At 74.4% G+C, this 12,666-nt stretch carries 6 protein-coding genes; 2 read left to right on the forward strand and 4 right to left on the reverse strand.

Translation table 11 applies throughout. The features are described from left to right. Window positions 1-79 precede the first annotated feature (79 nt). Window positions 80-682 (reverse strand): superoxide dismutase, encoded by a 603-nt coding sequence (locus ACFCX4_RS27780; RefSeq protein ID WP_376147918.1) that lies wholly within the window; start codon window positions 680-682, stop codon window positions 80-82. Window positions 683-1,075: 393 nt separating this feature from the next. Here ACFCX4_RS27780 and ACFCX4_RS27785 point away from each other — a divergent pair, with 393 nt between their 5' ends. Beyond that, window positions 1,076-3,406 carry a collagenase gene (locus ACFCX4_RS27785; RefSeq protein WP_376147921.1) on the forward strand — a complete coding sequence of 777 codons (2,331 nt, stop codon included), beginning with the start codon at window positions 1,076-1,078 and terminating at the stop codon, window positions 3,404-3,406. A 195-nt stretch (window positions 3,407-3,601) separates the two neighbouring features. Here the strand turns inward: ACFCX4_RS27785 and ACFCX4_RS27790 are convergent, their stop codons facing one another. Beyond that, window positions 3,602-9,442: a TIR domain-containing protein gene (locus ACFCX4_RS27790; RefSeq protein ID WP_376147924.1), complete on the reverse strand. Its 5,841-nt coding sequence runs from the start codon at window positions 9,440-9,442 to the stop codon at window positions 3,602-3,604. 159 nt (window positions 9,443-9,601) lie between these two features. On the opposite strand from ACFCX4_RS27790, the gene ACFCX4_RS27795 reads away from it, so the two are divergent. Continuing rightward, a complete protein-coding gene (locus ACFCX4_RS27795) occupies window positions 9,602-10,804 on the forward strand; it encodes an SLC13 family permease (RefSeq protein WP_376147927.1) in 1,203 nt (400 codons plus the stop codon). 67 nt (window positions 10,805-10,871) lie between these two features. On the opposite strand, the gene ACFCX4_RS27800 is transcribed toward ACFCX4_RS27795, so the two are convergent. Further along, window positions 10,872-11,663: an inositol monophosphatase family protein gene (locus ACFCX4_RS27800; RefSeq protein WP_376147930.1), complete on the reverse strand. Its 792-nt coding sequence runs from the start codon at window positions 11,661-11,663 to the stop codon at window positions 10,872-10,874. Between the two features lie 97 nt (window positions 11,664-11,760). Further along, on the reverse strand, window positions 11,761-12,435 hold the full coding sequence (locus tag ACFCX4_RS27805) for a hypothetical protein (RefSeq protein WP_376147933.1): 675 nt from the start codon (window positions 12,433-12,435) through the stop codon (window positions 11,761-11,763). Between the last annotated feature and the right edge of the window lie 231 nt (window positions 12,436-12,666).

Below are 12,666 nucleotides of genomic sequence, written 5' to 3' on the forward strand. Positions count from 1 at the left end.
GGTTCGCACCGGCCGGGGCCCTCCGTTACCTGCCCTGCCCTGGGTCAGGTGATCGTGGTCGCTTCACCCCGGGGAGGGGTCAGGCGCTCTTGGCGTCCGCGAAGCGGGCCGAGACGTCCTGCCAGTTGACGACGTCCCACAGGCGGGTGACGTAGTCCGGGCGGACGTTGCGGTACTGCAGGTAGTAGGCGTGCTCCCAGGCGTCGAACGCCAGCAGCGGGGTGGTGCCCTGGCCCACGTTGCCGTGGTGGTCGTAGACCTGCTCGACGATCAGGCGACCGGCCAGCGGCTCCCAGGAGAGGATGCCCCAGCCGGAGCCCTGCACGCCGGTGGTGGCGTTGGTCAGCTGCTTCTTGAAGGCCTCGAAGCTGCCGAAGTGCTCGGTGATGGCGTCGGCCAGCTCGCCCTCGGGGCGGTCGCCGCCCTCCGGGGAGAGGTTCTGCCAGAACAGCGAGTGCAGCACGTGGCCGGACAGGTGGAACGCGAAGGTCTTCTGCAGGCCGACCAGACCGCCGAACTGCTCCTTGTCGCGCGCCTCGGCCAGCTGCTCCAGGGTGTCGTTGGCGCCCTTGACGTACGCGGCGTGGTGCTTGGAGTGGTGAAGCTCCAGGATTTCCGCGGACATCGCGCGCTCCAGCGCGGAGTAGTCGTACGGCAGGTCGGGAAGCGAGTAGGTGCCCATCAGGACACGGCCCCTTTCGGCGAGTTCAACGTGACGATCGTGCCGGGTCAACACTATTGCGTATCAGTTGCAGAAACGAACAAGGGGCTCCTGCATATTCCTCACGCCGCGCCCGTCACACCCCTGCCAGGTCAAGTCATGAGTGAAATGGACGAACGGTCATGACAGCCATCAGGGCGGCGGGCACCGGGAGCGGTCGGACACGCGCTCGGCCGCCGGAGATTCCAGGACAAAGGACTCATTCGACGGGCCCCTGACAACGTTTCGGTTGCGGCGGGCGATTCTTCGATCACCGATCTTCCCAGCGCGCAGCAACATGTGCCATTTTACATGTCACACATCGAGCGGCCGCGCCCCAGTAACGCGGCCCTACGGCCCCGGAGGCCCCCACAGATGCGTCCCTTCCGGATATCCAAGGCCGACGCGCGCAGGCTCCCTGCGCTCGGCGCCGCCTTCTTCATCGCACTCGGCCTGTTCGCACCGCAGAGCCAGGCCGCCGGCGCCGGCGCCGCCACCGGCGCCACGGCCCCGGCCGGCGCCGCCTCGTCGACGCCGCGTTCGATCCCGGTCCCCAAGTCGCCCGACGCCAGGAGCGCCAGCCCCTTCAAGCTGTCCGCCCAGGACAGCACCGGGGAGACGGCCCCGCCGGCCGCCCCGGCGACCCAGCCGGCCAAGGCCGCCAAGGGCTTCTCGGCCGCCGCCGATCCCTGTCCCGACCTCTCCGGAGTGATCAACGCCACGGGCGGCGCGCTGGTCCAGCAGCTCAAGGCCCTGCCCCGGGTCGACTGCACCTACCCGCTGTTCAACCTCACCGGCGACAGCGTGAAGGCCTTCCGCGAGGCCAACATGGTGACCGTCGCCAACGCCCTGCGCGACGCCTCCCCCGCCTACCCCGGCGACAACAGCACCAACATCGGCCAGCTGGTCCTCTTCCTGCGCGCCGGCTACTACGTGCAGTGGAAGTACCCGGCCGCGGTCGGCACCTACGGCCCGGCGCTGAACTCCGCGACCGGCGCCGCGCTGGACGCCTTCTTCGCCTCCGCGCACGGCAAGGACGTCACCGACGCCAACGGCGCGCTCCTCGTCGAGGTCGTCAAGGTGATCGGCCAGAGCGACACCCTCGGCCGCGAGGCCGGCGTGTTCAAGTGGCTGCTCGCCAACTACAACGGCGCCACCTGGCCCGCCCAGATGACCAACACCGTGGCGGAGTTCGACTGGGTCCTCAAGGACGCCTACGAGTCGAAGACCGACGCCGCCGGCTGGAAGGCCGCCCTCAAGGCCGACCCCTCCCTCCTCACCACCTGGTCCGGCTTCGTCACCCGCAACGACTCGCAGCTGAACCGCTGGGACGTCGTCAGCAACATCGGCCGCTACCTCGGCCACGCCCTGGCCGTGCCCGAGCTGCGGACCCCGCTGCGGCCGATCATGAAGGACCTGATCAACCGCTACCCGAACACCGGCCCGACCGCCCCGATCACCATGAACCTGGGCTGGGCCACCCGTCAGTTCGACAAGGGCCACTGCGCGGACTACGGCATCTGCGACCTGAGCACCCGCCTGATGCCGGTGATCCTGCCGATCCAGCGCGTCTGCAACGACGGCCTGAAGATCAAGGCCCAGGACATGTCCCCGGCCCAGCTGGACACCACCTGCACCAGCCTGATCAACCAGGACGCCTACTTCCACCGGATCATCGGTGACAAGGGCGCCATCCCCGGCGACGTGAACACCAACCTGGAGGTCGTCGCCTTCGACGACTACGACCAGTACGCGCTGTACGCCTGGGCGTTCTACGACATCGACGTCGACAACGGCGGCATGTACGAGGAGGGCAACCCGGCCGTGGCCGGCAACCAGGCCCGCTTCATCGCCCACGAGGCCTCCTGGCTGCGGCCGTCGTTCTCGATCTGGAACCTCAACCACGAGTACACCCACTACCTCGACGGCCGCTACAACATGGCCGGCGACTTCGAGGCCAGCCAGACCACCCCGACCATCTGGTGGGTCGAGGGCATCGCCGAGAACATCTCCTACGGCTACCGGGGCGAGCGCAACGCCGACGCGATCGCCGAGGCCGCCAAGAAGACCTACAGGCTGAGCGAGCTGTTCGACACCGTCTACGGCCAGACCGCCGACGCCGACGAGAACTCCAACCGGGTGTACCGCTGGGGCTGGCTCGCCGTCCGCTACATGCTCCAGGAGCACCGCTCCGACATGGAGGCCGTGCTCACCAAGTACCGCGCCGGTGACTGGAACGGCGCCCGCGCCGTCCTCAAGACCACCATCGGCACCCGCTACGACGCCGGCTTCGACGCCTGGCTGACCAAGTGCGCCACCAACGACTGCGGCCCGCTGCCGGAGGCCCCCACCGGCCCGGTCACCCCGACCACCCCGGTCTGCACCATCGCCGACACCCGGCAGTTCGACAACAACTGCCGCCGCGACAACCTGACCGCCACCGCCGGCAACTACAGCTACCACTTCATCAACCTGCCGGCCGGCGTCAGGACGCTGACCATCACCAGCAGCGGCGGCACCGGCAACGCCGACCTCTACTACGGCGGCGCCAACTGGGCCACCACGGGCAGCTTCCTCGCCAAGTCGGCCAACGCCGGCAACACCGAGACGCTGACCATCACCAACCCGCCGGCCGGCTGGGCGTTCTTCAGCCTCGCCGCGCAGCAGGACTTCGCGGGCGTCACCCTCACCGCGCAGTACCAGTAGCACCTCCCGGTACCGGCGGCACGGTCCGGTACCGGAGGCAGCACATCCTGAACGAGGGCCCCGCCGGTGTGCGTCCGGCGGGGCCCTCCGTCGTCGCCCGGTGCTCCCGGAGCACCGCCTCCCGGAGCACCGCCCGCGAGGGCACCGCCTCCCGGAGCACCGCCTCCCGGAGCGGCACCTCCTAGAGCAGCGCCTCTAGAGCAGCGCCTCCGGAGCGAGGCGGTGGACGCCGGGGAGGTGGGTGTCCAGCTCGCCGGGCTCGAAGCGGCACATGCCGACGGCGTGCCAGAACTCGCCGGCCACGTCGCCCTCGCACTTGTAGGCGCCGGAGGGCAGCAGGGCCGCCCAGCCGTCGGGGGCGCCGAGCAGGGTGGCGAGCGCCGTCGGGCGGCCGTCCTCCGGGACGCGCCAGAGCCGGACGGTGCCGTCCTCGCCACCGCTGGCCAGCAGCGAGCCGTCCGGGCTGAAGGTGACCGCGAGGATCCGGCCGGTGTGACCGCGCAGGCCGGCCAGTTCGGTGCCGGTGAGCGGGTCCCAGACCCGGACCACCCGGTCGTCGCCGGCGGTGGCGAGCAGCGGGCGGTGCGGGTGGGCGGCGGCGGTCCACAACCGGCCGACGTGGCCGGTGAGCCGGTGCCGGACGGTGCGGTCCACCCAGATCAGCGCGGTGCCGTCCCAGGAGGCGCTGGCCAGCCAGGCGCTGTCGGAGGCCGGCGAGACCGCGTACACCCGGTCGGTGTGGCCGTCGAGTTCGGCCAGCACCCGCCCGGTCCCGATGTCGGAGATCCGCACCTTGCTGTCGTCGCAGCCGGTGAGCAGCTGGCGCCCGTCCGGGCTGAACGCGATCGAGCGGACCCGCCCGCGGTGCTCGCGCAGGGTGGTGAGGTGGGCTCCGGTGCGGCGGTACCAGATGCGGACGGTGTCGTCGTCGTTGGCGGTGGCGACCAGGGAGCCCTCGGCGCTGAACGCCTCCGCCCAGACGTGCTCGGTCTCGACGTCCATCTCGCGCAGGTACTCGCCGGTGCGGGCGTTCCACAGGCACAGGTCGCCGTCGTTGGTGGCGGTGGCGAGCACCGCGTCCTCGGGGCTGAACACGGCGGAGACCAGCCGGCTGCTGCGGCCGGAGAGTTCGCGCAGGTGGCGGCCGGTGGCGGGCTCCCAGAGCCGGACCGAGCCGTCGTTGCCGCCGGCCGCCAGCAGGGTGCCGTCCCCGCTGAAGGTGAGCGAGCCGACCCGCCGGCCGTGGCCGCGCAGCAGCTGGCGGCTGCGGCCGCTGGCCGGGTCCCAGAGCCGGACCCGGCCGTCGTTGCCGCCGGTGACGAGCAGCGGGTCGGTCTCCGCCTCGGCGCGGCCGGCGCCGGGCCGGAACCGGCAGGCCCAGACCGAGCCTCGGTGCTCGGGGGGCTGGCGGCGCAGCGGGGTGATCTCGCGCGGGCCGCCGCCCTCGTTGCCGCCGACCCGCCAGACCCGGACCCCGCCGTCGCTGTCGCTGGCCGCGAACCGGGTGCCGCCCTCGTCGAAGGTGACCTGGTAGATCTTGCCGGTGGAGTCCTCGGCGCGGCCGGCGGACGTGCCGTCCAGGGGGTTCCAGAAGCGGATCCCGCCCTCGGTGTCACCGCTGGCGAGCAGGTCGCCGTCGGGGTGGAAGGCGAGGGTGTAGATCCGCCCGGTGTGGCCCGGCATGCTGTGGCGCAGCCGGCGCCCGGCGGCCTCCCAGATCCGGACGGTGCCGCCGGTTCCGTCGTCGGGTCCGCCGTCGGCGGTGGCCACCAGGGTGCCGTCGGGGCTGAACGCGGAGCGGTAGACGGTGCTCTGGTGGCCGGGCAGGAGGGCGAGCCGGCGGCCGTTGACGGTGGACCAGAGGCGGGCGCCGCCGCCCTGGTCGCCGGTGACGATCTGGGTGCCGTCGGGGTTGAACACCGCGGTGTAGACGGGTGCGGCGTGGCCGGGGAGCCGGTGCAGCGGCTCCCCGGTGACGGTGTCCCAGAGGGTGACGACGCCGTTGAGGTCGCCGGTGGCGACCATCCGGCCGTCGGGCGAGAGCGAGACCGGCCAGACGCCGCCGGGGTGGACGTCGAGGCGGTGCCGGCACTCGCCGGAGACCGGGTCCCAGAGCCGGACGGTGCCGTCGGCGCTGCCGGTGGCGAGCACGTCGCCGGCGAACTTGACGACGTAGACGCGGCCGATGTGGTCCTTGAGGGTGCGCAGGGCGATTCCGGTGACGGCGTCGCAGACCAGGACGCTGCCGTCCTCGGAGCCGACCGCGAGCAGGTGGCCGTCGCGGCTGAAGGCGACCGGTTCGGGCAGCCGGGTGGAGCGGACGTCGAAGCCGTAGGGGACGCCGACCTCGGAGGGGCTGAAGCCCGCCTCGACGGGGAGCCCGGGGGCGATGGCGGCGGCGCGCAGTTCGGGGGCGGCCAGCACCTCGGCGTCGGTGACGGCGGAGATCAGCGCGGCGCGCTGCCAGCGGCTGCCGCGCAGCCGGGCGCCGCGCAGGTCGGTGCGGATGAGCCGGGCGCCGTGGAGGTCGGCGAAGCGCAGGTCGGCGCCGCTGAGGTCGGCGGAGTCCAGGCGGGCGCCGGCCAGCCGGGCGCCGCGCAGGTCGGCGCCGGCGAGGTTGGCGCCGAGCAGCCGGGCGCCGCGCAGGTCCGCGCCGAACAGGTCGACGCCGGACAGGTCGCGGTGCGAGAGGTCCTCCCCGGCCAGGGTGGCGCCGCGCAGGTCGGTGTGGGCGGGGACGCGCAGCCGGTCGAGGACCTTGACGGCGTTGAGCCGGGCCGACTCGGTGGCGGCCTCGCCGGCGTCCAGGACGGCGTGGGCCCAGCGCTGGCAGACCTGGTGGTCGGCGAGGTCGCAGAGGAACTCGACGGCGAGCCGGCTGAGCGAGCCGCGGGCGAGGAGGCCGTGGTCGCCGCGTTCCAGGGCCTCGGCGGCGGCGCGGGCGACCAGCCACTCCACCACCGAGCCGTGGATGAAGTGGAACATGCCCTCGTCGGAGCGGATCAGCAGGCTGCCGGAGCCGACCGCGTGGGCGACCTGCGGGGTGGGCATCCGGGTGTCGGCGAGACCGCCGAGCACGCCGGCGATGTCGACGATCTCGTCCAGCGGGACGGAGCTGCGCCGGCTCTCCCACAGGCGCAGCGCGAGCAGCGTGACGGCCTGCCAGAGCTGGTCGAGCCGCAGGCCGGGGGCGGCGCCGGGGCCGCCGTTGCCGCGTTCCTCCTCGAACCGCAGCCAGGAGGTGAAGACCTCCTGGTAGAGGCCGGCGGCGCTGAGGGCGCGGCCGGCGCCCGCGACGGCGCGCAGCCGGTCGTGGTCGAGGTCGGCGACGAAGCTGAGCAGGCGGGGGTTGCGGCACAGGGCGAGCAGGTCGGGGACGGCCTCCAGGAGCCGCATCCGGCGGTCGGCGGCCTCCTCGTCGCCGTACCGGTTGCCGAGGTAGCCGCGGATCTGGTGCGGGGTGAAGTCCTGGACGGCGATCAGCCGGCGCTGCGGGAGCAGGCCGACCCGTTCGCCGAGCGCGGTGAGCACCTGGTCGTGGGAGCTGAAGTGCTGGGTGCGGCTGGTGACCACGATCTTGGCGCTGTCGACGGCGGCGTCGAGCAGCACCTGGAGGTGGTCGGCGGCGCGTTCGTAGCTGACCCGGTTGACGAGTTCGTCGAAGCCGTCGAAGAGCAGGACGACCCGGCCCTGGCGGAGCATGTAGCGGAAGGCGCGCAGGTCGAGGGTTTCGATGCCGTGCTCGGTGAGGTGGGCGGCGACCAGGCCGTCCAGCGAGTGCGCCTTGTCGAGGGCGCTGAGCTCGATGAACAGCGGTGACAGGTGCGGGAGTTCGGCGGGGAGCCGGCGGGCGAGCTCGCGCAGGGCGAAGGTCTTGCCGCGGCCGAAGTCGCCGAGCAGCAGGACGAAGCGGCCGTGGTCGGAGTCGAGCAGCCGGAGCAGTTCGTCGACCAGGCCCTCGCGTTCGTCGCCGTTGGGGCGTTCGGTGTCGCGGTAGCGCTGCGCGAGGTAGAGGTCGGGGTGGTACTGGCTGTCGGTGGCGAGCCGTTCGGTCTGGGCGGCGACGTGGCCGCGCAGGTCGAGCAGGCCCTGGAACTCCAGGAAGCTGCGCAGCCGCACGCCCCGGCGGCGGGCCCGGTCGCGCAGTTCGCGGGCCGGCGGCGGGCCGTCGTGGACGAGTTCGGCGTCGAGGGCGGCGCCGTCGGCGTGCACCGAGTCGACGAACCGTTCGATCTCCGCCTCGGTGGGGGTGCCCACGGAGGCGGCGACGCGCTGCTGGCGGACCAGTCCGGACTCGGGCCAGGTGACGAAGAGCTGAGTCGGGTCGCCGGCCACCGGGCGGATCTGCGCGCCGGGGTGGCGGGTGCGGCAGACCTCGGCGACCCGGGCGAGCAGGGCGGCCTGGGGGGAGAGGAGCGCGCGGGCCTCGTGGTCGGTGTCGGCGGGTTCGCCGACCGTCTCCAGCTGCGGCGGGCCGGCCTGGCGGGCCGGTTCGGGGGCCGGGAAGGCGCGGGCGGCGCGGCGCCAGGGCACGGTGAGCCGCTGGAGTCCGGCGCCGGGGACGGCGGTGCGGGCGGGGGCGGGCCAGCGGACGAGGCCGTCCCGGGTGAGCTGGAGCAGCTGGTGGGCGCCGGGGGCTGCGGCGGCGAGCACGGGCAGGTCGCCGGCCGCGGTGGTGAGGGTGCGCGGGGCGGTGCGGCCGTCGGCCGGGCCGTGCAGCAGCAGGTGCAGGCGGGGCGCGGTGAGCCGGGTGAACCGGTCGGCGTCGCGGAGCGGTTCGGTGTCCCGGGCGCCGGCCGGGCCGGCGGCGGGGGCGGCGACCGGGTGGCGCACGGCGCCGATCCGCAGCCAGCCGTCGTTCTCGTAGGGGCGCAGCGCCTGGGCGAACCAGGCGGCCTGTTCGGGGCCGAGCCAGCCGTGGTCGTCCTCGGGCCGGTGGGTCCAGGCCATCGAGGAGTTGAGTCCGGCGACGACGGTGCCCAGTTCGGGCACCGGGAAGAGCGTCCACGGCTGGGCGCTGTCGAAGACCACGTCCAGGCCCTGGTAGAACTCCTGGAACAGCCGGGCGTAGTGGCGCCACTTGGGCCAGTACGGCGGGGCGGGGCTCAGTTCGTCGGCCTCGCAGGTGGCGAAGTAGGCGCGGGAGGCGGCCCGGTTGACGTCGAGGCCGCCGGGCAGGACGGCCACCCGGTGGGGTTCGAGGCCGAGCAGGCTGCGGATCCCGGTGAGGAAGGTGAGGGCCTGCTCGCACTCGCGGGGGCTGCCGGTGGCGGTGAGGTCGCCGGTGACGACGACGAGTTCGGGTGCGGGGGCGCCGAGGTCGGCGAGTTCGACGAGGTCGCCCCAGAGGGCGGCCTGGAGGTCGACCGGGTCGTGTCCGCTGCCGAAGGCGGGTCCGGCGAGGTGCAGGACGCTGATCGCCTCGCGTCCGCCGGGGCGGCCGGCGGCCTGCGGGTACTCGGGCCGGACGGTGGGGCGGCGCCGCCCCGCGCGGCCGGCGGCGTCGGCCGGGGGCGGGGCGGCGGCGGTGCCGCGGCCCGGCTCGGGGGCTCCGGCGTCGCCCGGGTAGCCGGGGACCAGTTCGGGGCGGGCCCGGCCGTCCATCGCCTGGGCGACCCGGGTGAGCAGCAGCCCGCGGGCCCGGTCGGGTTCGGCCACGCCGACGAGGTCGATGTAGGTGAGGGTGGCGAGCAGGCCGTCCACCGGGATGTCCTCGATCCGGACGGTCACCAGTCGGCGCTCCGGGGCGTCCGGGTCGGCGCGCAGCGCGGCCTGCCACTCCATCCGGCCGTAGCGCGAGCGCTCGTAGTTGCGCGAGAGCAGTGCGATGACGGCCGCGGACTCGGTGATCCCGCGGTCCATGAAGTCGACGAAGTTGGTGCCGGGGACGAAGTCCCACGCCTGGAGGAAGGCCCGGTAGCCGGCCTCCTCCAGCGTCCAGGCGATCCAGGACGCCCAGCGTTCGTCGGCAGGCGAATAGCTGATGAAGAAGTCGATCGGCCCGGGGCCACCCGGGGTCGCGTCAAGAGCCCCCATGGGAGGAGCTTATGACCCAACCCGGGGCCCTCAACCCTGTTTTGCGCCAACGGCTCCGGGTGGTTTTCGGCCGCGATCCCCGAACGGGTGTCCGGTTGCGGCAGTGGTGTACGGGTTGCGGCCTCGACCGGTGACCCCGCGTGTGCGACGCTGACGTCCGTGTTTGCGTACCGGCCCGCCGTCAAGCGGCTGCACCCCCTGGACCTGCTGGCGGCGGGGCTGCTCGCCTGCGGCCTGCTCTTCCTCGCGACCGGGCTCCTGCCCGCCGACTCGGCCGGGGCCGCCGTGCAACGGGTCGCGCCCCTGCTGGCGTTCCTCGGTTCGGTGATCGTGCTCGCCGAGCTCACCAGCGCCGCCGGGGTGTTCGACGTGGTGGCGGCCTGGGTGGCCCGGGCCGGCCGGGGCAGCTATCCGGCGCTGTTCCTGCTCTGCGTCGGTTTCGCGGCGCTCACCACGACGGTGCTCAACCTGGACACCACCGCGGTGCTGCTCACGCCGGTCATGCTGGCGCTGGCCTCCCGGGTGGGCATCGCGCCGCTCCCGCTGGCGATGACCACGGTCTGGCTGGCCAACACGGCGAGCCTGCTGCTGCCGGTCTCCAACCTGACCAACCTGCTGGCCGCCGACCGGGTGGCGCTCTCCCCGGCCGGTCTGGCCCGCGCGCTGTGGGCACCGCAGCTGGCGGCCCTGCTGGTCACCATGGCCTGTCTGTGGGGCTTCTACTGGCGGCGCGGGCGGCGCGGCGCGGACGGCTACGTGCCGCCGCAGGCGCACCGCCCCGGGGACCGGGTGCTGTTCCGGATCTGCGCGCTGGCCTGTGCCGGTTTCCTGGTGGCCAGCCTGGCGGCGGTGGTTCCGCTCTGGGTGGCCTCCGGCGCGGCGGCGGCCGTGGTGGTGGGGGCGTTCGCGGTGCGGCGGCCGGAGGGGCTGCGGGCCTCGCTGATTCCGTGGCGGCTGCTGGTGATGGTGCCGGGCATGTTCCTGGTGGTGCAGACCGTGGACGCGCACGGGCTCCACCGGCTGCTGTCCGACGCGATCGGCGCGGACGGCGGCACGCTCGGGCTGTTCCGGGCCTCGGCGGTCGGCGCGGGTCTGTCCAACCTGCTGAACAACCTGCCGGTGTACCTGGCGGGCGAGGCCGCGGTGCCGGAGGGCAACCACACCCAGCTGCTGGCCCTGCTGATCGGCACCAACGTCGGTCCGCTGGTGACGCCGTGGGCCTCGCTGGCGACGCTGCTGTGGTTCGAACGCTGCCGCTCGGCGGGCCTGCGGGTGCCGCTGCGCGGCGTGGCCGGACCGAGCGCGGTGCTGGCCGTCGGCGCCGTGGCGGCGGCGACGGCGGCGCTGGCCCTCACGGGGTGACCGGAACGGGCGGGCCGGGCCGGCCCGGCGGCGGGCCCGGACCGTCCGGTCGCCGCGGACGGGGTGATCAGGCGCCGCGGACGGCGTCCGCGACCAGGGCGAGCAGTCGCGGGAGCACCTCGGGCCGGGCCGCGACGTAGCTGCGGGCCGTGTCGGGCTGCCCGGTCCGGGCGCTGAACGGGCCGCCGTCCAGTGCCCGGACCTCCAGACCGGCCTCGGTGGCGAGCAGGCAGCCGGCCGGCAGGTCGATCTCCTCGGCCCGGTAGCCGACGAAGCCGTCGACGAGGCCGGCCGCCAGCAGCGCCCAGGTGAGCAGCGGCGCCCAGAGCTGCAGCACCCGGCGCGCGCCGGACTCCAGGCCGTCCTTGAGCGCCCGGGCCACCGGGTCGCCGCGCGGCACGCCGTGGCCCTGGGTCCAGCCGAGCACCGGGCGGACGGCGCCGGGCGGACGGTGCGGGGCCCGCAGCCGGCCGGCCGGGCCGTACGCGCCGGCGCCGCGCACGGCCCGCCAGGTACGGCCGGCCACCGGGTCGTGCACCACGCCGAGCACCGGTTCGCCGTCCACGCAGAGCGCGATGCCGACCACGTAGGCGGGCAGGCCGATCACCACGTTGTTGCTGCCGTCCAGCGGGTCGACCAGCCAGGTGCGGCGGCCACCGGGCTCGCCGGCCCGGTCTCCGCCCTCCTCCGCGCGGATCCGGTCCCGCGGGAAGTGCCCGGCCAGCCGGCGGACGACCAGTTCCTCGGCGAGCAGGTCGAGCTCGGTGACGACGTCGCCGTCCGTCCCCTTGGTGTCCACCCGGAAGGGGTCGGCGAAGCGCGAGCGCAGCAGGGCGCCCGCCTCCTCGGCGGCGCGCACGGCGACCCGGCACTCCCGCGCGTACGCCCCCGTGCCGTCGCGACCCGGTCCGTCCGGCGCCGGCCCGTCCGGCCGCCGCCCGTGCGGCCGCGTCCCGTCAGCCGGGTCCGGTGCCGTACTGCCCACTGATCCTCCTCGCGGCCTCGCCGGCGATCCGGGCCGTCCGCTCCGCTCCGCACAGCCGCCGCACCACCCGGTGCGCGGCGCCGTCCACCGGGCCCAGCACCACGTCCAGCGGGCCGGGCACGGTGCGGCCGAGCACGACGGTGGCGGCCGGCGTGCCGTCCGGGAGCACCGTGGCGTGGAACTCCCCCGCGCCCAGCGTGTAGGTCTCGCCGCGCCCGCTGGTCCGCTCGGCGAGCGGCTCCCAGCGCACCAGCCGCGCGGTGGGCCGCACCTCGTCCACCCCGGTGGCGGCGTCGCTGATCACCTCGTAGGCCCGGTGGGTCGGCCGGGCGGGCTCGTCGTGCACGCCGACCCGCAGGTTCCCGACCCGGCCGTAGAGCACGCTGCTCTTCAGCTCCCAGCTGTGGCAGTGGATCTCGCGCTGCCCGGCGGCGGTCGCCGGGTCGAAGACGTGCACGCAGACCCCGAGCGCGCCGTCGCGCACCACCGGCAGGCAGTAGAAGCCGAGCGGATGGGCGACCGCCCTCAGCACCCGGGTCCCCCGTGCCACCTGGGCCAGCAGCCCGCACACCAGTGTCTCCAGTCCGGGCTCGGCGGCGGTGCGGCCGGCGGCCCGGTCGAGCGTCGTGAAGAGTTCGTTCTCCATCGCTCCCCCTTGCTCCCCCTCGGTGCCCCTCCCGGGGCTTCCCCCATCGACGGGCGCCCGCCGCGGCCCGGACGGCCCCTCACCCCCGCCCACCCTGCCGGACACCCCGTTCACACCTCACAACATGCTAGGCCCGGAGGGAAGTTGACGACCAGCAGCGGGACGGCCCGACCTGCTGTTTCCCGTCGCCGAAACGGCCCCGGGCCCGCGACGCGCGGTGCGTCGCGGGCC

It is taken from the genome of Kitasatospora sp. NPDC056327 (assembly GCF_042261735.1).
GTDB lineage: Bacteria > Actinomycetota > Actinomycetes > Streptomycetales > Streptomycetaceae > Kitasatospora.